Source organism: Acaryochloris sp. CCMEE 5410 (genome assembly GCF_000238775.2).
GTDB lineage: Bacteria > Cyanobacteriota > Cyanobacteriia > Thermosynechococcales > Thermosynechococcaceae > Acaryochloris.
On the sequence record NZ_AFEJ02000002.1, the window covers coordinates 1,679,586 to 1,698,747 of the forward strand.

At 47.2% G+C, this 19,162-nt stretch carries 21 protein-coding genes; 6 read left to right on the forward strand and 15 right to left on the reverse strand.

All coding sequences use genetic code 11. The features are described 5' to 3' along the window. Positions 1 to 76 precede the first annotated feature (76 nt). The 3 genes from ON05_RS28560 to murC all read right to left on the reverse strand — a co-directional run bounded on the left by ON05_RS28560 (position 77) and on the right by murC (position 2,951). Positions 77 to 433, reverse strand: a complete 357-nt coding sequence (locus ON05_RS28560) for a YbaB/EbfC family nucleoid-associated protein (protein ID WP_010467975.1) — start codon at positions 431 to 433, stop codon at positions 77 to 79. A 131-nt stretch (positions 434 to 564) separates the two neighbouring features. Next, positions 565 to 1,491, reverse strand: coding sequence for a UDP-N-acetylmuramate dehydrogenase (murB, locus tag ON05_RS28565; protein WP_010467976.1), 927 nt, complete (start codon positions 1,489 to 1,491; stop codon positions 565 to 567). After that, complete coding sequence (gene murC, locus ON05_RS28570; protein ID WP_010467977.1) at positions 1,488 to 2,951, reverse strand: UDP-N-acetylmuramate--L-alanine ligase; 1,464 nt, start codon at positions 2,949 to 2,951, stop codon at positions 1,488 to 1,490. Before murC ends, murB begins: the two co-directional genes overlap by 4 nt. Positions 2,952 to 3,388: 437 nt before the next feature. Between murC and ON05_RS28575 the strand changes: the two genes are divergently transcribed. The 5 genes from ON05_RS28575 to ON05_RS28595 all read left to right on the forward strand — a co-directional run bounded on the left by ON05_RS28575 (position 3,389) and on the right by ON05_RS28595 (position 8,031). Further along, a complete protein-coding gene (locus tag ON05_RS28575) occupies positions 3,389 to 4,141 on the forward strand; it encodes an RNA methyltransferase (protein WP_010467978.1) in 753 nt (250 codons plus the stop codon). Between the two features lie 151 nt (positions 4,142 to 4,292). Further along, positions 4,293 to 5,654 carry a serine hydrolase gene (locus tag ON05_RS28580; protein WP_236618799.1) on the forward strand — a complete coding sequence of 454 codons (1,362 nt, stop codon included), beginning with the start codon at positions 4,293 to 4,295 and terminating at the stop codon, positions 5,652 to 5,654. Between the two features lie 38 nt (positions 5,655 to 5,692). Beyond that, on the forward strand, positions 5,693 to 6,067 hold the full coding sequence (locus ON05_RS28585; protein WP_010467981.1) for an Hpt domain-containing protein: 375 nt from the start codon (positions 5,693 to 5,695) through the stop codon (positions 6,065 to 6,067). A 115-nt stretch (positions 6,068 to 6,182) separates the two neighbouring features. After that, on the forward strand, positions 6,183 to 7,235 hold the full coding sequence (gene obgE / locus ON05_RS28590; RefSeq protein WP_010467984.1) for a GTPase ObgE: 1,053 nt from the start codon (positions 6,183 to 6,185) through the stop codon (positions 7,233 to 7,235). 148 nt (positions 7,236 to 7,383) lie between these two features. Then, a complete protein-coding gene (locus ON05_RS28595; protein ID WP_010467986.1) occupies positions 7,384 to 8,031 on the forward strand; it encodes a response regulator transcription factor in 648 nt (215 codons plus the stop codon). On the opposite strand, the gene ON05_RS28600 is transcribed toward ON05_RS28595, so the two are convergent. The 5 genes from ON05_RS28600 to ON05_RS28620 form a co-directional block, all read right to left on the reverse strand. Further along, positions 8,028 to 8,306 (reverse strand): DUF3493 domain-containing protein, encoded by a 279-nt coding sequence (locus ON05_RS28600; protein ID WP_010467988.1) that lies wholly within the window; start codon positions 8,304 to 8,306, stop codon positions 8,028 to 8,030. The genes ON05_RS28595 and ON05_RS28600 overlap by 4 nt on opposite strands. A gap of 81 nt (positions 8,307 to 8,387) precedes the next feature. Further along, on the reverse strand, positions 8,388 to 9,755 hold the full coding sequence (locus tag ON05_RS28605; RefSeq protein ID WP_010467990.1) for a cytochrome c biogenesis protein: 1,368 nt from the start codon (positions 9,753 to 9,755) through the stop codon (positions 8,388 to 8,390). Positions 9,756 to 9,788: 33 nt separating this feature from the next. After that, the gene (locus ON05_RS28610) at positions 9,789 to 10,526 is read right to left on the reverse strand and encodes a cytochrome c biogenesis protein CcdA (RefSeq protein ID WP_010467992.1); all 738 of its coding nucleotides are present in this window, start codon (positions 10,524 to 10,526) and stop codon (positions 9,789 to 9,791) included. 50 nt (positions 10,527 to 10,576) lie between these two features. After that, entirely contained in the window at positions 10,577 to 12,028 is a 1,452-nt protein-coding gene (locus ON05_RS28615) for an FtsW/RodA/SpoVE family cell cycle protein (protein WP_010467995.1), read from the reverse strand. Positions 12,029 to 12,138: 110 nt separating this feature from the next. Continuing rightward, on the reverse strand, positions 12,139 to 12,630 hold the full coding sequence (locus ON05_RS28620; protein WP_010467997.1) for a GNAT family N-acetyltransferase: 492 nt from the start codon (positions 12,628 to 12,630) through the stop codon (positions 12,139 to 12,141). Positions 12,631 to 12,887: 257 nt separating this feature from the next. On the opposite strand from ON05_RS28620, the gene ON05_RS28625 reads away from it, so the two are divergent. After that, positions 12,888 to 13,106 (forward strand): hypothetical protein, encoded by a 219-nt coding sequence (locus ON05_RS28625; RefSeq protein ID WP_010467999.1) that lies wholly within the window; start codon positions 12,888 to 12,890, stop codon positions 13,104 to 13,106. A gap of 157 nt (positions 13,107 to 13,263) precedes the next feature. On the opposite strand, the gene ON05_RS28630 is transcribed toward ON05_RS28625, so the two are convergent. From ON05_RS28630 to devC, 7 genes are all read right to left on the reverse strand, one after another. Beyond that, positions 13,264 to 15,087, reverse strand: coding sequence for an iron uptake porin (locus ON05_RS28630; protein ID WP_010468001.1), 1,824 nt, complete (start codon positions 15,085 to 15,087; stop codon positions 13,264 to 13,266). Positions 15,088 to 15,232: 145 nt separating this feature from the next. Continuing rightward, positions 15,233 to 15,700, reverse strand: a complete 468-nt coding sequence (locus tag ON05_RS28635; RefSeq protein WP_236618800.1) for a (2Fe-2S) ferredoxin domain-containing protein — start codon at positions 15,698 to 15,700, stop codon at positions 15,233 to 15,235. 85 nt (positions 15,701 to 15,785) lie between these two features. Further along, complete coding sequence (locus ON05_RS28640) at positions 15,786 to 16,178, reverse strand: hypothetical protein (protein ID WP_010468005.1); 393 nt, start codon at positions 16,176 to 16,178, stop codon at positions 15,786 to 15,788. After that, complete coding sequence (locus tag ON05_RS38760; protein ID WP_396150333.1) at positions 16,084 to 16,434, reverse strand: Asr1405/Asl0597 family protein; 351 nt, start codon at positions 16,432 to 16,434, stop codon at positions 16,084 to 16,086. The genes ON05_RS28640 and ON05_RS38760 overlap by 95 nt, the downstream gene beginning before the upstream one ends. Further along, complete coding sequence (locus ON05_RS28645) at positions 16,403 to 16,864, reverse strand: hypothetical protein (RefSeq protein ID WP_010468007.1); 462 nt, start codon at positions 16,862 to 16,864, stop codon at positions 16,403 to 16,405. Before ON05_RS28645 ends, ON05_RS38760 begins: the two co-directional genes overlap by 32 nt. A 414-nt stretch (positions 16,865 to 17,278) precedes the next feature. Beyond that, the gene (locus ON05_RS28650) at positions 17,279 to 17,998 is read right to left on the reverse strand and encodes a DevA family ABC transporter ATP-binding protein (protein WP_010468009.1); all 720 of its coding nucleotides are present in this window, start codon (positions 17,996 to 17,998) and stop codon (positions 17,279 to 17,281) included. Between the two features lie 2 nt (positions 17,999 to 18,000). Next, a complete protein-coding gene (devC, locus tag ON05_RS28655) occupies positions 18,001 to 19,155 on the reverse strand; it encodes an ABC transporter permease DevC (protein WP_010468011.1) in 1,155 nt (384 codons plus the stop codon). Positions 19,156 to 19,162: the final 7 nt, after the last annotated feature.

Genomic DNA, 19,162 nt, shown 5'->3' on the forward strand with positions numbered 1-19,162 from the left:
GGCGATGGTAAGTTAAGTTAGGATTTGGGATTCTTCCAAATCCTAACTATATAGATCTTTACGGTCTTGTGTCAACTTAACCACCTAAACCTGGCAAATTAAGATCGCCTGTCAAGTCTTCCATGCGCTCACGCATGGTATCGGTGGATTTTTGATATGCATCTTTCATTGCTTCAGCAACCAGTTCAGACAATGCATCTAGACCTTTATCGACTGCTTCTTGGGTAATTTCAGCACGAATAGGTTCTTGGTTACCGCTCATGACCACCTTAACTAAGCCGCCACCAGCTGCACCCTCGATCTCCATTTGTTCAAGATCTTCTTGTAATTGCTTTGCGCCTTCTTGCACTTGTTGTGCTTTCTGAATAGCTGCGGCTAATTCTTTCATTTTGCCGAGGCCGAAGCCAAAGCCTTGTCCTTGCTCTTTTGGCATAGTCTTTATGGTTTGTTAATGTGCTTGAATCTTTGCTTTGCTCTAGATGAGCTCCTCTAAGGAACCTCAAATCGAACTGTTTACTATGATACTGAGAGTCTACCCCAAGAGGCGTAAAGGGAATCCACTTTCTATGTGATCTGTGGAAATTTACCCAACATTTTTACCTCTGGTTTGAGCAGCAGTGACCAATTTTCCTCAACTTTTTGCTGAACATAATGAATCAGATTGAAGATGTCAGTCGCCGTGGCGTTACCAGAATTAAGGATAAAGTTAGCGTGCTTTTGAGCAACTTGCGCCCCTCCTAGTGAGTATCCTTTCAAGCCTGATTGCTCAATTAGCCAACCTGCCGTTCGCGGCAGAGGATTGCGAAACACGCTGCCACAGCTTGGCCAATCATAGGGTTGTGTGCTGAGGCGATGGTCTAAGTGGGACTGAGTTGTCGCTTTGACCTGTTCAGCCGATTGGTTGGCATGAAGCTGGAACACCCCCAGCAAAACAGGCCTGGGAGATTGCTGTAAGATAGATGACCGATACTGAAAGGCCATGTGTTCAGGCTTCAATACCTGAATCGTTCCATCTCTGTCTAGGGCATGAACCTCAGTTAACACATCTGCCGTACATCCACCGTGCGCTCCAGCATTCATCACTAATGCTCCGCCTACCGTTCCAGGAATACCGACGGCCCATTCCAAACCAGACCAGCCCTGTTTAGCAGCTTGCCAAGCTAGTTTAGGTAACGATTCCCCAGCATAGGCTGTAACTTGACAAGTTACAGGATCGAACGTTCTTTGCCGCAAGTACCGCGTTGAGATGACTAAACCTGGTAATCCCTGGTCACTAATAAGCAGGTTTGAACCTGCCCCCAAAAAGGTGATGGGCAGATCTTGCTCATTAGCCCAAGCATAGCTAGCTTGTAATTCTTCTAGATTATGGGGAGCAATAAACCACTCCGCTGCTCCCCCCACGCGGAATGTCGTCATACCGGCCAAACTCACATAAGGCTGAATTTCGCAGTTACCATTATCAATAAAGATGGAGGGTGAAGACTGAGTCATTGTAAAACAACCTCAGGAGAAGGTTTTGATGAAACCTGAAAATGGGCAAGTAAACCCGGAATGATGCGGTTCAAATCTCCTGCTCCCAAGAATAGGACTACATCACCCGATTGCAAATGTCCTTGCAAAAAATCGATAACCTTGGTCAAGGTGGGTTGAAACGTTACGGCAGAATGGTTAGCCGTAATTGCATCTGCCAACTTTTTACCATTAATGGTGCCTGGATTTGCTTCTCCAGCACTATAGATATCGGTCACAACAACTAAATCGGCATCTTGAAAAGATTGGCTAAACTCTTGAAAGAAGGTGGCTGCGCGGCTGTAGCGATGGGGTTGGAAGACCGCCACCACCCGTGATTGAGAATAGGTTGAAGCTGCTGCCTGAGCTTGAAGCTTTGCAGATGCTAAGGTCACTTGAATTTCACTAGGATGATGCGCATAATCATCGATCAAACAAATCCCTTGCGCTTCTCCATAAATTTCGAATCGGCGCTTAGCGCCTGAGAAAGTCTGCAATGCTTTCGCAATGGCAGAGAATTCTAAGCCGACATAACGGCCAACCGCAACAGCAGCTAGGGCATTACTGAGATTATGTTCCCCAAGCAGGGGAAGTTCTAACTGTCCTAAGCTCTCGCCACGTTCAAGGACCTCTACAATTGTTCCTTGGCCTGAATAGTCAATATTTTGAACCGTATAATCTGCCGATGCTTTACTACTCAAACTGTAAGTAATCATGGACTGATCGGTAGCCAATGCGAGAAAACGATCAGCAATGGTTGGGCAGTCAACCGAAACAATCAGAGTATGGCAATGATCGACAAACTGTTGAAAAATGCTCACCACTTGATCCAGTGAGGTGTAGTGATCAGGGTGATCGAGTTCAATATTAGTAATAACACCAATGTGAGGGAAGAACTTTACGAGAGACCCATCAGATTCATCGGCCTCAGCGACTAAATAGGGACTTTCACCCGTGCGGGCATTCCCACCCCATGCAGCAACTTCTCCGCCCACAATAATGGTTGGATCTAAACTCGCTTGCAACAATAAATAGCCCACCAGGCTACTGGTTGTTGTTTTACCATGGGTTCCAGCAATTGCAATGCTTTGAGAAAATTCTTGCATGAGCGCTGCCAGCACATCAGAACGATGAAAGATAGGGCATCCTGCCTGAACAGCGGCCTGATACTCAGGATTGTCCTCATGAATGGCCGTTGAGCAAATCACTTGAGGGGGAGTAGAAGACGCCTGACAAAGTTGCTGAATGTTAGAGGCTTCTTGACGGGAGAAGATCTGAGCGCCCTGGGATTCTAATTTTTGAGTGATATGGTTAGCGCGAGCATCTGAGCCCGATATAGGCAATTGTCGTTTCAGTAGGATATGGGCTAGTGCAGACATGCCGATACCGCCAACACCAATGAAGTGAATGGGACGACCACCTAAATCGACTGCACTTTGCATTACTGTATTTCGCTCCTTCTCGGCCCACACCTAGTTACACGCGACATCATAGCAGGAACTCTAAAAAATTCGAGTTCTTTTCCTTGCTTCCCACACATCTCCCTTGGATCTATGTCAATCTTGATGCTGCCGACATTGCCAGCATTTTTCAATCTCTATCCTTCAGGTAAAAGGTTAAAGCTAATAGATACACCAGCATCCTAAGTCCTATAGAGTTTCAGGTTCCATTTTGTTTGCTATCTGGTTATATTGCTAAGCATCACCATAATTTTCTTCTGTAAAATTTTTAATATCTTCTCGCTGATGATGTCAATCTGGTGATGGTCGAACGCTCCACTAATCAATTTGCAAAATCCGAATCTGTAATTATCTGTAATAGCCGGCATGGTATTGTTTGCGATCGCATCTCCAAGACATCCATCTGAGTTAAGTTACCCATGAGCGAACCACGGTTAGCCTCGATCAAAATTGTTTTAGTCGAACCGGCTGGCCCCCTCAATGTGGGGAGCATCGCCCGAGTGATGAAAAACATGGGATTAGGGCAGTTAGTGCTCGTTAAACCCCACTGTAACCCTTTAGACCCAGAAGCCAAACAGATGGCGGTTCACGCCATTGACGTCCTATACCAGGCTAAAACGGTTCAAACGTTATCGGAAGCACTCGTGGGATGTCAGCGAGTGGTGGCTACCACCGCTCGACAACGGCGATTACAGGTGATGACTCAAGCCCCTAAACAAATCTTGCCCTGGATACTAGAAGGTGAAGCCGCCTTGATCTTTGGCCCCGAGGATCGAGGGCTCAGCAATGAAGAGCTTTACCATGCCCAAGCTTTTCTTCAAATCCCGACAAGCTCTGACTATGCAGCATTGAATCTCGCCCAGGCCGTCACAATTTGCTGTTACGAGTTGCGTCAATGCCTACTGATGGGCCTTGACAACCGGCCCACTGAGCCTAGAATTGCAGAGTCTGATCATCCTCAAGTAGAATTGGCCCCCTTTCAACAAATGGAAGCGTTCTATCAAGCCCTAGAAGCGGCTTTATTAGACATCGGCTATCTACATCCTCATACAGCAACCGCAAGGATGCAGAAACTGCGGCAGCTCTTTAATCGCAGTCAGTTGTCAACCCAGGAATTAGCTATGTTAAGAGGGATGATTCGTCAGGTACACTGGAAAACTCAGGCAAATTGATTAAAATACTCATAATCTTTTGCTATTGGCAATGCATTAAAGATTACATAAAACTTTGAGGCTTGCCGATCCAGATTGGATACAGCTTCAAGTCTTCAGCTCATTTGCTCCATCACGTCCATAGCCAAATTTGTTGATTCAGGAGAGGGTGGTGCTTCAACACTCCAGGCAATCTTTAACTTCACGACAACAGCGCCAGTTATGGCAGCAGCGCCGGAGGATGCATCGAACGCGCCGAGCAATGCGCAAACAGCTTGTGCAGCAAACTCAGCATCGCGCCCCATCTAATCGTCTTCGCTCTCCTTCTTCTCCACAGCCCAAAAGATCCTCTGGTATTTCTCGAAAATCAGCCAAGAGAAATTCGTCTGTTCCAAAAGCACCGATTCGATCCGCCCGTCCGAGGAAACGTTCCAGCTCCTGGGGGTGGTTTGTATATCTCACTCGTTTAGCCATTGTTGGATCTGGGGTTGCTGCGATTGCTGGCACCGTTCTAACGGTCCTTGATCCCAAACCTAACTCATCAGTTTCTCGGTCTCCTGCTGTATCCTCTGCCCTAGCCCCCGCTCCACTAAACGCTGAAACACCAAACAATTCTGAGCAGTCGGTTCAACCGAAAACCTTTGACACCCAGCCTGATGGACCTCAGTCTCTATTTTATCGCTGGTCCCAAGAGCCACGGATGCAGCGGTTGGTACGCGAGGGGCAAGAGCTAACGACGATCAAGCGACAAATCCAGGCATGGTCTGCAGCTCAATCGGAGCTTAAGCCTGCGATGTTTTTCCTGAATCCCAGCACTGGCGAATATTTAGATATCAATGGGGCGAAAAGCATTTCAGCCGCCAGCACGATTAAAATTCCTGTCTTACTTGCATTTTTTGAAGACGTTGATGCAGGCATCATTGATCTAGATGAGCCCTTAGTGATGCGCCCAGATCTAGTGGCATCTGAAGCTGGCTCTATGCAATACGAACCGGTGGGCACAACGTTTTCTGCCCTGGACACAGCAGAGTATATGATTGCAATCAGCGATAACACTGCCACCAATATGTTGATTGATCGCCTCGGGGGTGCAAAGAAACTCAATCAGCGGTTTAAATCCTGGGGTCTCAAACACACGACCATCCGTAATCCTTTACCAGACTTAGAAGGCACCAATACCATCAGCCCACAAGATATGGCAGCCTTAATGCTCAAGCTCAAGGATGAAGATTTACTCTCGTCTATCAGCCGCGAGCAAGCGTTAGATATTTTGCGTCAAACTGTGACAAATACCCTTCTCCCCCAGGGGATAGACAAAGATGCGGATATTGCCCATAAAACGGGTGACATTGGCTCTGTTGTCGGGGATATCGGCCTCATTGACATGCCCAATGGCCAGCACTACGTTGCCGCTATATTAGTGCAAAGACCTCACAATGATCCCCGTGCCCAGGAGCTGATCCGTAAGATTTCTAAACTCACTTACAAAACATTTCGGAAACAGGTCGCCCCTGCAACAAGATCAGACAATTAGCAGGTGTACGTTGGGACTATGGGGTTTAAAGGACATCCATGAAATCATGGCCATCTATCACTCCCATCAGCATTGATCGGACCCTTCTTCATGAATACTCCGACGGTGATCGAAACTTCGAACAAGAGCTGTTGCATTTGTTTGTGGATGACACTCAGCAACATTTGGCCAGATTGAAAGCTGCCATCTCAAACCAAAACTTCGATATGGCAACACGGGAAGCCCATCACATCAAAGGAGCGAGTGCTCATGTAGGTGCCGTAGCCATGTTTGCGATCGCAGCCGAGATTGAAACCCTCATCAAGCAAAAAAGCACGTCTCCAAGTCTATTACTCAGTCAATTGGAAACAGCCTATCAAGACGTCATTGGCATGACTGAGCAATGGGATCAAGAATCAACAACACTCAGTTAAGCTGTAGATTAGCTCTCCCCTCTAGAATTGCTCAAGCAGCACACCGCTTTGGCGATGGGCCAGAGGAGTGACAGAATAGCTATTCCCCCGATATTTCTTCCCAGGCATTACCATTATGCGCTTCATTGACCAAACCGAAATATTCGTCAAAGCCGGAGCAGGGGGAGACGGAATGGTAGCCTTCCGACGGGAGAAATACGTGCCTGCGGGGGGGCCTGCAGGGGGAAATGGGGGTCGAGGTGGCTCGGTTATTCTCCAGGCTTCAACCCAGCTCCAAACCCTGCTGGATTTCAAATACAAACATCAATTTGTGGCTGAAGATGGCAAACGGGGTGGCCCCAAAAATTTAACCGGTGCATCGGGACAAGATCGCTTAATTGAAGTTCCCTGCGGCACAGTTATTTATGAAGCAGACTCCATGAAGTTGTTAGGGGATTTAACCACAAATGGGCAAACCCTGACCGTTGCTCAGGGCGGTAAAGGGGGACTAGGAAACAAACATTTTCTGAGCAACCGCAATCGAGCCCCAGAACATGCGCTACCGGGACTGCCTGGCGAGGAGTTTCGGCTGCATTTGGAATTGAAGCTATTAGCGGAGGTTGGCATTATTGGGTTGCCTAATGCGGGTAAGTCAACCCTGATCTCCGTCTTATCCGCAGCTCGCCCCAAAATTGCCGACTATCCTTTCACAACGCTCATTCCCAATCTGGGTGTCGTCCCGAGAGCCACAGGAGATGGCACCGTCTTCGCTGATATTCCTGGGCTGATCGAAGGAGCCCATGCGGGAGTCGGTTTAGGCCATGACTTCCTAAGGCATGTTGAGCGTACCCGGCTACTGGTTCATTTGGTGGATGCCACCGCTGCAGATCCAGAGCAAGACTACCAGACCATTCAAAAAGAGCTATCCGCCTACGGTCAAGGCCTACAAAATCGACCCCAATTATTGGTATTGAACAAAATAGATGCCATGGATTCAGCGCAACTGCTGAAAAAACAAGCCAGCTTAGAGCAAATGAGCGGCAGCCCAGTGTATTTAATCTCTGCCGTAGCTAAACAGGGTCTAGACACACTACTTCAGCAAGTCTGGGAGGAACTAGATCGTCTACCTAACGATCTTCAAGAGGCTCCCATACCTGTTCTGGACTCACTCATCTTAAGAGAAACGTAAATTTCAGCAGAAGGAAGTTGAATTATCATTCAATTTGGGAAAGATTAAGTAATAATACGGTATACATTAGCGGTACTCGGCAACTTTAACTACGGTGACAAGATTTCTGGGTAACGCTAAGCATAAAGACATGGGTGGCTTCTAGAGTATGCAAGACGTTATCACAGCTGATCAAAATCAACTGCTACTCATTGATGATGATCCGAATCTGATTTTATTAGTGAAGGATTACCTAGAATTACGTGGGTATGAGGTGACAACGGCCAAGAATGGTCGGGAAGCCCTGCGCGTTCTAGAGAAGAGTATTCCTAATCTAATCATCTGTGATGTGATGATGCCCGAGATGGACGGCTATGCGTTTGTCAAACGTGTTCGGGATAATCCTCAGACCAGCTATCTCCCCGTTCTCTTTTTGTCAGCTAAGGGACAAATTCAAGATCGGGTCACCGGACTCAACACCGGGGCTGATGTATATATGATTAAGCCCTTTGAACCCGATGAATTAGTGGCACAAATCGAAGCATCCCTAAAGCAAGCCTCGCGAATGATGCAGAAACAAGCGAACTCCCTGGAAGGAGAGCTGTCGGTTCAGGTTCCCTTTGATGTCGATTTGACCCCCACAGAGACAAAAGTCATTCAGCTTGTTGCCAAAGGCATGTCCAACCGAGAGATTGCAGATGACCTGAGCGTTAGCCAACGCACGGTCGAAAGTCACGTCAGCAATATGCTCGGGAAGACAGGCTTAAACAACCGTACAGAACTTGCTCGCTGGGCCATTGAGCAACGCATGGTTTAAGCACGGTTACGGGAGCGCTCAAGCCACAACAGCCACAACATCAAAGACAACACACCAACCTGCAACGCGAAGTTAGGCAGTGTAGTGGTAATCTCTTTCCCCGCCAATAGCTGAAAGAAAAACACCACTGCCCCCACAAAGGCCGAGCCAGCAAACGCAATGTAAAAGAATTGTCTCAACCCACGATACGGAGACTTTAATTCGGCACGCAGTTGTTTAAGCTGCTCTGGGTTTAAGGAAGACCGGGAAGACTTAGGTGTCGGGGGTTGAGACATGAATCACAATCAAGCATCGTCGTAAGGTTTTTATTAAGGTGTGCGTTCGTAGTTCCCTGAGCCGAATGGCCCACTTTAAGTTTAAGCAACTTCCTGAGGTTGGGGCTGAGTGGTAGGGGATGGCACATCGGATGCAGAACTCTCAATCATTTCCACCAGTTCTCGTTCAAAGGTCAACAAAGCCCGATTCGTACGCCCACCCACATACAGTTGATCATCTGCCGTTAATAGCCAGATTTGCGAATGAGAGACATAACTCATGATCACACCAATCATTAACAGTCCGAATCCAGCATAGATCCAGGGAATGCCAGGGTCAGACTTAATTTGTAGCCCTGTACTGCCTACCAATTCCACTAATTTGAGGCTAATGTCATTCACATCCGTTGACATGCCCGTTCTTACGGTTGACACGAGCTTACCAGACTCATCGTAGACCACGACTGTGCCCTGCAAATCTGTGGTCAGCAAGGTCACCCCTGCACTGAGATCCGGTTTTGTGGGCACCCATGTTCCCCAGATTCTGCCGCCCGCTGCCTCTAAGGGGGCCATGGGTAATTGCAAAATAGGACTGTTGTTGAGCTGAACCCGCACTCCCGCAATGGACCAGTCTGCTTGGTAGAGGGTCACGCCCTTATGTTTAAGGGGTTGATTCACATGAATCGTTTGCCGATCCAATTCATTTTTTTCTTCATCGACAATCGATAAGTCTGAGTAAAATTGGTCGATTTGGCCTTCAGGGGTGTAATCAATCCAAAAACGATTCACCTGCACCGCCCAATCTTTGGGGATTTGAGCTCCGGACCATGGACCAGATTTAACAATATTGCTGACCTTAGCAGTAGTGCCACTGGGAATCATTTCTTGGGCCATAAATCCTGTCAGGGAACCCCATATGGAACCGAGTAGGATCAAGATCATGCTGGCATGAACAATGATTGGACCAATACGCCCAGTCATGCCTTTGCGGGCATAGATACTCTGATCTTCTTCAAAAACCTTGTAACGGTTCTTTACCAACGCCTTTAGCAGCGAAGACTTTTGGTCTGGGTCAAGGGTTGTACTTAGGGCCAGTTTCCCAAACTGACGAGGTTTCTTATAGAACTTCCAGCTGCGAGCCGCTTTGAGAGCCGGAAGCTGCCGCATAAAGGTACAGGCCGTCAAGCTGGTGCCGAACAATATCAGGAGTGATAAAAACCACCAGGTGGCATATACATGATCCAACCCGATTGTTACCAACACTTTCCAAGTCAAAAAACCAAACAATGCTGGGTCTTCAGGATAGTTGGCCTGGTAAAACTCTAGGGATTGGCCTTGCTCAATAACGGTGCCTGAGATGCTAAACAGTGCGATCGCAAGAAGCAATACAATTGCCAACCGCAAATCTGCCAAAACAGGCACTAAGGTTTTTTTGAAGAAAGCTTGAGGTTGGCCGAGGTTAGAGGTCATGGAAGTGGGTCACGGAATTATAAATCGACAGGATTAAACGCTGGGCAAGACATGGTTTAGCAAAGAAAATACGCCAAAGGCGACCAAAATAACGCCACTCGTGGGGGTAATCCAAGCAGACCATTTACGAATAGAGAGAAACCGCTTGATTGCTGCTGTAAACGTTCCTGCAATGATGAGGGGAGCGGTATAGCCTGCCGTGTATGACAATAACAGACCACCGCCCAGAATAGGATCCTGGGTACTAGAGATCCAGGCCAATAACGTCGCTAACACTGGGGTACTACAGGGGGAAGCAACGAGGCCAAAGGTTAGTCCTAACAGAAATGAGCGTACTCCCCTCGGCAACTGATCCGAGATCAGTTCCACCCCTGAAAAGCTCGGTAATCGGAGCGGTAACGCTTCCAGTAAATTAAGCCCCATGATAATGGCAACCAGACTGACCCCAATAGCCAGTCCTACACCGATTTGCCCATAGACTCGCCCCAAAAGCGCTGCACCAATTCCCAAGCCTGCCAGCGTTGAAGCCAAGCCTAAACAGAACCAAACGGATTGAGCCATGGCTTGCCAACGGTTCTCCGTTTCATAGCCACCGATATAGCCCACCGTGATTGGCAGCATCGACAAAGTACAGGGGGTAAGACTAGTTAACAGCCCTGCCAAGAAGATAATGCCAACACTCAACGCAGAAAGATGAGAGAGTTGGGTCGAAACAATTGTATTCGCAAATTGTTCAAGATGATAAAGCTGAATTTCCAGCGTTTCCAGCATAAGGAGAAGCTGCTACGACGCAACTAACAATCAGGTGTTCGCTATTGATCTTAACGAAGTCTGTGTTTTCGGCGTTGTTTTAGTCGTTGTTTTTTGGCAGCCAGTGCTGCTTTGGGATCATTTTTTCTAGCGGTTGCAGACGCTACACCCTTTGATGAGCGAAGTTTAGCGAGTATTCTGCGCCATAAAGAAATTGGTTTCCGTTTACGGACTAACTTTAAAGGGTCATTTTCGCGAGGATGCAGAGAAGCTTGAGGACCGGATAGTGCATTGGCAGAAGAACCATGTCTAGCTGTTGCCACGGAAGAGTGATCGCCGACCAGTCGAATCAAAGAAGGAGACTCGCCCTCATGGTGAGGAATAGCCACCACATCGGCACTTTGGCTCTCTCGAGCAGCCCGGATCAACAGTCCTGCGATTAATAAGCTAGCGATCATCGAATTCCCCCCATAGCTAAACATGGGGAGGGGAAGACCTGTCGTGGGCAATACACCAATCACTACACCGATATTAATCAAGGCCTGACCGACCAAGAAAATCATGGCCCCAATAGCCACCAAACGCTGAATGACATGGGTAGATTTCATGGCTACTCGTAGGGCTAAAAAGCTGTAAGTACCCAGGAGCAACAAAAAACAAAATCCCCCCAACAAACCAAATTCTTCGGCAAAAACCGCAAAAATAAAATCTGTGTGCTGAATAGGTAAATAGGAAAGCTTCAATTGTGACTCACCAAAGCCAACGCCCAGGATGCCCCCGGAGCCAACGGCTAGCAAGCTCTGATGAAGCTGAAAGCCATCTCCAAGGGCGTCGGCCCAAGGGTTCAAGAATGAGAGGATCCGACTTTGCTGATAGGGATTACGCAACACACTAATCGCTGCTAGACCTACCCCTGCCAACGCCGTTAAGAAAAGAGACTGGTAGCGTAACCCCGCTGCCAAAGCAATCAACCAAAGGGTCATACCACACAAGGCCGTGGTGCTTAGATTCGGCTGGACCAAGATGCCCAAAAGGGTCAGAGAGAATAAGAACAACCACCATAGTCGCTCACCCAGAGTTAATCGAGACCAGCGATTAAAAATATAGGCACTCTGCAGAATCAGGAAAGGTTTGATTAATTCGGAAGGCTGAAGTGGAAAGGGGCCAATATCAATCCATCGGGTTGCACCATTAATCGTGATCCCTAGCCCTGGAATTTTTGTGGCAAAAATCAACATCAAAAACAGAAAGAATCCAAACGCGGAGACTTTCATGAGTTTGTATAAGGGAATGTGGATCACCGCACAAAAACCCAACAGTCCCAAAATCACCCCTAATAGCTGGCGTTTGGAATAGTAGAGGCCATCCCCAGATTCAATCGCCCCCGCATGGTAGGACGCTGAGAATAGAACGACAAGACCAATGCCTAACCAAAAGAGGGTTAGCCAATGAAGAAATCGGGCTTCAGCAGCCCATTCTTCTGTTGAATAGGGGAGGGAGGGAATGAGGCGACGTATCTTCACAACCAGTAATTCCCAGCGTTAAGTCGAGGCCAGTATAGCAGACCCATCTAGGAATTGAAGGGGGTTAATGATCAACCCATCACATCAACGATTAGTGATCAAATTTTTAATTACTGTTCTGGCAAAGCTTCAGTTTGGGGATGATCTAAGGATATAGAGAGAACATCTACGTCCTGATTGAGCACCATGGTCGTACTAGAGTTACTGACGAACCCGATATGCTCATAAAAACGCTGTTGGTGAGTGGTGGTTAAGTAAATGCGTTCAACCCGGTTCATCCGTGGATGAGCCAGTAGGGTCTGCACAAGTTGTCGCCCCAGCCCTTGGCCGCGATAGTCAGGATGAATAACCACATCCCATATCATGGCGCGATAAATACCATCTGATGTGGCTCGTGCGAACCCAATCAATTCTTCACGATCCCACACACTGATAATGGGGTAACTATTTGCGATCGCAACTCCCCAATCTTCTAGGCGGCGCTCACCAGCCCAAAAGGCCCCTACCTGAAACAGCCGCTGTAATTTTCGCAATACGGTAGCGTTGACCGGCTGGTCTGCCTCGGTTAAGCCGTCTCGGAACTGAATATGTCGATTATCCATAGCGATGATTATGTCTTAGAAATCTGAGAATCACAATGGCGGTCATTTCCCTTGTTTAGACGTAAAAGAGTTCATCTAAAGGGCGGATAATAATTAAATACGCTACAGTGTACAAGCAATACTTAACAAAAGTACACTGATTTTTGTACTTCTTGATACAATAGCCTCATGTCGTAACGCTTCATTGCAAGATTCAAAGGTTGTTAAGGCAGAATGGTAGGTTCGTTTTATGTCCTTTGAGTGATTGTTTGTTTGGTATGGAGACCCCTGTGCAACTCAATTCACAGCCCCTTTCAAAAAACTCTAATCGAAGAGAAGATTTAAGCGAATATGTAGCTCATCTACAGCTCCATATGACCTTGCAAGCTCGGAATCTAGTTCCCACCTTGACTCGTCCTGAAGATAGCCGCGAGGAAATGCTTCAAGAGACCCAGGCAACCTTTGAAAAACATGTCTCTCGCCAAAGCGTCCAATAAAACGATTGACTGCTTAACGTTATAAAATACAAAATTTAATATTTCAACCCACAAAAAGGAGTGTTTCTTAACACTCTTTTTTTGTTGAGCTTAACAAAAACCGCCCTCCATAGAGGGCGGTTATGGCAAGTGAGGGAAAAACTAAAACATAAATCCGTTAGAAGGAGAACGTGGCCCGAACTAATCCCTGAATAATGTCATTGGGGTTGCCGTTACTGACATTGAAAGGGTTCGTAATCAGCATGACAGTCGGTGTGATCGTAATGTTCTCATTCACGGGAAACCGATAAAACGCCTCAAAGTTAGTTTGGGCAGAATAATTAGGATCCGTAGTGCTGACAATAAACGGCTGACCGGCTGCTACCGCAAGCAGAGACCCTGGCACGAGTAAGTCATTAACACCTACGCCGGCCATCCAGGTTTGAATGCTGCTGTTATTGCCAACAGGCAGAACATTTTGGAATAGATCATTGTTAACCCCACCAAAGGCAAGTTGAGGATCAATGGAAATTCCATAGCGACCAAAAATGCCGAATTGTCCCAGGGTCAACTCAACGTTGGCACCAATGATATTTTGGTTAACGTTATAGGTTTCAGCATGGGTAAACTGGGCCCGAATCGCAAAGTTATTTTGGTCATCTTCACCAAAGTCACTGGAATATTCAATCTCAGCAGAAGCTTGGAAGGGATCTCCAAAGAGCCCCCCCTCACAGGTATTGAGGGGATCAGTACAGGCATTCGCTGCATTACCAGACGCAATGCCAGCATCTGCGGCAATAAATAGACCTCGAACGCTCACGGGTCCACCGTTAACATTCCAGTCAAACGCAGCACCGGCACCACCTGGCCCATCAACTGCTTCAGAAATAATCAACGGGTTATTGATAAAGAATCCAGAACTGAAATCAGCTGCTTCATCGTTGGCGTAGCTGTTGCCATCAATGAAGGCACTAGGATAAATCAAGGGACCAACCGTTACCGCTAGGTTTTCGACGGGCTTGAAGGTATATCCCAAGTTATACAAAGTAACGCCAGGACCAGAACCGGTATAGTCCACCACACCAGGATCCCCTAAAGTTGTGGCAGTTCCTGCGCCAACAACGGGAGGAACAGGAAAGAAATTAGCGGGACCCGCAACCCCTGCAGATGAGAAGAAGTCAGAACCGCCGTTGCCCGTTTCCAATGTCAAATCGAGGACATCATCTCCATTAAAACTGGTGAGGAATGACATCCGTACTCGGGAAATGGCACTCACTCGAGAATCCCCAGGATCAACGTTGGCAATGCCTGGGACTCCTGTATCTACAGCAGCAACGCCTGTTGCCGCGGCATTAGGGGTCGGAATATTATCTCCAGGATTATCTACAAAATCTCCAAACTGAGCAGCCATGATGACTTGCGCTTGCAGTTTAGTCGTAGTTGAAAACTGCTGTGCTTCTACGGTGGCGACACGAGCTTCTAAACCGTCAACACGACCTCTTAATGTTGCCAGCTCAGCCGCAAATTCATCTTGAAGGGCCTTGAGCGCATCTAAGTCTTCTTTAGTAGCGAACCGATTACTGAGATTATCTAAGCAAGCGTTAACCAGGGCAGCTGCTTCCCGACGAGACATGGCTCGGCTGGGGCGGAAGGTGCCGTTGGGATAACCTGCAACACAACCATAGCGCTCGACTAAGGATTGAATCGCTTGAAAAGCCCAGTCATCGGGCTGGACATCTGAAAGCTGAGACACTGACGTGACCTGGCCAACAGAATCGGCTTCCGTTTCAGCCATAAGATCAGATACAGCGGGCGTATTATCAGCAACTAATAACGGCTGTTGCTGGCTCACCTGGCTGTTGGCAGGCGCATCGACAGCAGCACCTGAAACATCTAAATTCTCGGAAACTTCGGAAGATGTAGTACTAGCACTCGCCATGCCAGTCACGAACAACGCACTAGACAAGCCAATGACGCTGGCCATCAATCGAAAATATTGCATATTAATCCTCACACACATGTTGTTGAAATAAAGTTGGGCTATGTCAGAAAAACTGAAAACCCATACCAAACTGTATCAGAGAATGATAATCATTCTCTGACTTTCTTCAGTTGAGAAGAAACTTAACCACATTCACCCATATACTTCAAAAATGCTGCTGAAGTATGTGGGTGATGTTCTTGGGCTTAACCCTGGTGTAGCGAGTCTTATCTGGTAAGACAACCAGATTGGGTCCAGCTTTGCATTTGCCCACACAACCCATCGGTTGCAACTGAATCTCTTTATCTCGGCCTGATGTTTGCAAGGCCGTATTCAAGGCGGTTAAAACTTGCCGACTGCCGCGTTTACGACAACTCGATTTCTGACAAATTCTAATTTTGCCTTTCTGTACATTACAAACAGCGTGAGGACTTGGCTCAATATCGTCGTTGGAAGAACTACCGGGTAGAGCAGGCATGATTGACTTAGCTTTCAGTTTGACCTTGCCTGTTTTGGTATTCACTTTCTGACAACCCTGAATTTGGATCCATGTTCCAGGTTGTAGAATTTCAGCACAGGCTGGCCGTAGCGCTTTAGTTAGCTTGATATATTGCTCTCCTCGGGAGGTCGACAACCGAATGCCCTTGACGTTACAACCTTTTGACAGAACATAAGTTAGAAACCGACCACTAAGGGTGAAATCAGATTTCTTTGTATGCTTACCCATAAAACTTAAACTGTGTATTCCTATAATGCTGCCGATCAATCCCTTTCAAATGGTGCTGCTCTTGCAAAGACTCCCATAGATAACCAGGGATATCTGGAGATGGGCAGGTCATCATGGCGATATTGGCCAACTCACTTTTGCAATAGTGAAGCCCTATTTTTGCACTGCCATCCAGAACGCTTTGGTATGGAATTTGAGCCGTATTGGCCCTACCAATAAAGAAGTCGATCCATCCCTCCTGTTCTTGTCGAATACAGGGTAGTACTTCTGTGGTAGACCGTTTGGTCTTTTCAAGGCCAACACTGTTCCAGCCATTCCACCAATTCCGTCCTCGAAGCCACAAATTGCTGGAGGACACTGTAAACTTGAGCGGCTTCCAAATCATTGTTTATCTCCACTCGCAACTGCCCATCTAAAGAACACCATGCCTTGAGAGAAAGCTCCTGTAACCGCCGTTGGACTTGCCGATGGTCCCCAGGGCAAACTCTCCCAAGGAGTGATTCAATCGTGGACTGATATCCAGATGGGCGCATCCATAACCTCCAAACGGCTTGATAGCGGAGTAACGAACTTGAAACAAACGATCCCCTCTTAGCTAAACAGTCACGTCTAAGTGACACGACCTGACAACTGCCATCCATCTATAGTGATAGATCGATCAGACAGAAAAATTTTTTGAGTGGTTAACGCCACACGCTCAGATAGATTACGGGCAGCGGACTGATCAAAATCAGCGGCTAGGACAGCTTGAGATCGCAACCTCAATCCCCTCTGCATCAATCGCTCCGTAAACCGATCGCCAATAGACAACTGAGTTAGGCGTCTCAAGTGAGCTAGAACAATCACGGTAAATGCGGATAAACAGTCCCGACCGGAGGGCAGAATGCCTTCCAAAACTAGCTTTTGCTGTTTAAGATTAGCGTCTGTGCCATCAGGGCAGGTCATACAGCGCTTAGAAGAGCTCAATAGATCACCTTCTTTTCCCTTAAAACCCACCGCCAGTTCCTGTAAATGGGTCAGCCTTAATCCCTCTCGTTCGCTTTGTTGGCTCACAATTGGCAACACTGACATCCTGAATCTTTGCTTAGGTGAGGCAATCAATTGAAAATTGATATCAATTAATCCCTATCAAAAAATTAGCAGAGAATAAACTTTACTGCAACTAATTTGCAACAAAGTCGTCACCATCCAAGGCAAGGTAGTACAAAATAGCTAGGGTAAAAAGCAATCAGTCTGCTTAAAACCTTTGGCGAGAGAAGACCTCGCCCGCCATTCCGTCATTTCAATCATCCATGACGTTTCATCCTAATTACATATTATTGATGAATATTCCTATAAGAAATAGTTGTACTATTTTGAAGCAAAATATGTTGTCTGGTAAAAAATTTCATTAACTAGCCCGCTCTCCCAGATTCAGTCTCACCCGATCTTCAGAACCGAAACGGAGTCAATCAATCTTTTAGATGTGGAAAAATTGGATTCGGATTAAGGGCTTGCGGGTGCGGGTAAACCAGAAGCCTGATCTTGGGTACTGAGCCGACCATCTTCCATATGAATCAGTCGATCAGCCACATCTAAAACCCGGTTGTCATGGGTGACCATGAGGATAGTACAGCCTTGCTGTTTAGCCAGACGTTGCATCAGCTCCACCACATCTCGCCCCGATTGCTTATCGAGGGAAGCTGTCGGCTCATCGGCCAAAACAATTTTGGGATGGCTCACGAGAGCACGTGCGATCGCAACCCGTTGCTTTTGCCCCCCCGATAATTCTTGGGGATAGTAATTGGCCCATTCTGCTAACCCAACTTCAGCCAACATATCGATGGATCGCTGATAAGCCACTTTCGCATCGATCTCAACATGCAAATCTAAGGCCATCTGCACATTCTGGCGGGCTGTCAGGGACTGGAGCAGATTATGAGCCTGAAAAATATAGCCAATATAGCGACGAACCTTGACCAACTCACGGGTGTTGGCCTCTCTCAACTGTTGGTTTAAGACCTGCAAGCTGCCCGTTTGAGTTGATCGAAGCGCACCAATCAAAGTCAGCAGAGTTGTTTTGCCTGAGCCTGAGGGGCCAGACATAATCACAACTTCTCCAGGATAAATATCGGCATCAATATCAAACAGGACTTGCTTGCGCAGTCTACCTCTGCCAAAGAAATGGCTGACCTGATGAATAGCAATGACTGGAGAAACGCCCATATCTAAAAAATATCTGCTGGATCAGCGGCTTGAACCCGGCGCATCGCAATGACTCCTGAGATGACGCACATCATTAACGTCAACACAAATACCGTCATCACTCGATCGACGGTCATAAACATGGGCAAAGAAGTACCGTCACGCACCAGCTTGTAGAGCCCTAAGCATAGAGCAACCCCCGGAATAAATCCTAATACTGCCAGAATAAACGCTTCTTGCAAGACGACGGAATAGAGAAATCGACTTTTGTATCCCATGGCTTTCAAAGTGGCATACTCCGCCAAATGATCGGACACATCGGTATACAGGATTTGGTACACAATCACCATGCCCACAATAAATCCCATCATGGTCCCTAGGGTAAAAATAAAGCCAATGGTGGTACTCGTTTCCCAATACTCTCGCTCAAAGCGGACAAACCCTTGTTTAGACAGCACTAGGACATCATCAGGCAACGTTTTTTTCAGAGTCGAAATGACTGAACTGACATCTACTCCAGGCTCGACATTGATCAGACCGATATCAATTAACCCTAAGGTACGTGCAGGAAATAATCGCAGTAAATTAACATCGCTCGTAATCAAATTGCCATCGGCGGAAAATGAGGCACCTAACTGAAATAGCCCCTTAACGGTCACTTTCCGACCTGATACTTCCGTGGATACGATTTTCCCCTCTTTGAACTGTTCCGTAATGGGACCATATTCAGGCCGGGAATTTTCATCAAAGAGCACGACATCTGGCAATTTGATTTGGTTCAGGTACTCTGCTACGCCGGGCAATGAAAAGACGGCCTGATTAGGGTCAAAGCCGATAATCAGAATCTGGCGGGTCTTACGAGTTTCAGGATTTCGCCAAAATCCGAAATCCAAATAGAGGGGCGTCACCGACTCAACCCCATCTACACCAGCCGCTTGATAGAGCCGCCGACGGCTAAAATTCTTAATAGCAAATAAGGTGGTGGTTTGGGGGTTGATCAAGACAATATCAGTCTTGAGATTAACATGAAAGTTAACGGCAGCAGTAAACAGGGCCTCTTGAAAACCCAGCTGCATCATCATCAATATTACGGCAAACCCAATCCCTGCCAGGGCCACCAATAGCCGTACCTTTTCACGGGCTAGCTGTAACCATGCGAGGGGAATCGCAAGCAACATTTTCGCC

What these genes read in the sequence shown, in the direction of transcription:
- ON05_RS28560 (WP_010467975.1), bottom strand. Translation starts at nt 433, where the DNA reads ATGCCAAAAGAGCAAGGACAAGGCTTTGGCTTCGGCCTCGGCAAAATG.
- murB (WP_010467976.1), bottom strand. Translation starts at nt 1,491, where the DNA reads ATGACTCAGTCTTCACCCTCCATCTTTATTGATAATGGTAACTGCGAA.
- murC (WP_010467977.1), bottom strand. Translation starts at nt 2,951, where the DNA reads ATGCAAAGTGCAGTCGATTTAGGTGGTCGTCCCATTCACTTCATTGGT.
- ON05_RS28575 (WP_010467978.1), top strand. Translation starts at nt 3,389, where the DNA reads ATGAGCGAACCACGGTTAGCCTCGATCAAAATTGTTTTAGTCGAACCG.
- ON05_RS28585 (WP_010467981.1), top strand. Translation starts at nt 5,693, where the DNA reads ATGAAATCATGGCCATCTATCACTCCCATCAGCATTGATCGGACCCTT.
- obgE (WP_010467984.1), top strand. Translation starts at nt 6,183, where the DNA reads ATGCGCTTCATTGACCAAACCGAAATATTCGTCAAAGCCGGAGCAGGG.
- ON05_RS28595 (WP_010467986.1), top strand. Translation starts at nt 7,384, where the DNA reads ATGCAAGACGTTATCACAGCTGATCAAAATCAACTGCTACTCATTGAT.
- ON05_RS28600 (WP_010467988.1), bottom strand. Translation starts at nt 8,306, where the DNA reads ATGTCTCAACCCCCGACACCTAAGTCTTCCCGGTCTTCCTTAAACCCA.
- ON05_RS28605 (WP_010467990.1), bottom strand. Translation starts at nt 9,755, where the DNA reads ATGACCTCTAACCTCGGCCAACCTCAAGCTTTCTTCAAAAAAACCTTA.
- ON05_RS28610 (WP_010467992.1), bottom strand. Translation starts at nt 10,526, where the DNA reads ATGCTGGAAACGCTGGAAATTCAGCTTTATCATCTTGAACAATTTGCG.
- ON05_RS28620 (WP_010467997.1), bottom strand. Translation starts at nt 12,630, where the DNA reads ATGGATAATCGACATATTCAGTTCCGAGACGGCTTAACCGAGGCAGAC.
- ON05_RS28625 (WP_010467999.1), top strand. Translation starts at nt 12,888, where the DNA reads ATGGAGACCCCTGTGCAACTCAATTCACAGCCCCTTTCAAAAAACTCT.
- ON05_RS28630 (WP_010468001.1), bottom strand. Translation starts at nt 15,087, where the DNA reads ATGCAATATTTTCGATTGATGGCCAGCGTCATTGGCTTGTCTAGTGCG.
- ON05_RS28640 (WP_010468005.1), bottom strand. Translation starts at nt 16,178, where the DNA reads ATGATTTGGAAGCCGCTCAAGTTTACAGTGTCCTCCAGCAATTTGTGG.
- ON05_RS38760 (WP_396150333.1), bottom strand. Translation starts at nt 16,434, where the DNA reads ATGGATGGCAGTTGTCAGGTCGTGTCACTTAGACGTGACTGTTTAGCT.
- ON05_RS28645 (WP_010468007.1), bottom strand. Translation starts at nt 16,864, where the DNA reads ATGTCAGTGTTGCCAATTGTGAGCCAACAAAGCGAACGAGAGGGATTA.
- ON05_RS28650 (WP_010468009.1), bottom strand. Translation starts at nt 17,998, where the DNA reads ATGGGCGTTTCTCCAGTCATTGCTATTCATCAGGTCAGCCATTTCTTT.
- devC (WP_010468011.1), bottom strand. Translation starts at nt 19,155, where the DNA reads ATGTTGCTTGCGATTCCCCTCGCATGGTTACAGCTAGCCCGTGAAAAG.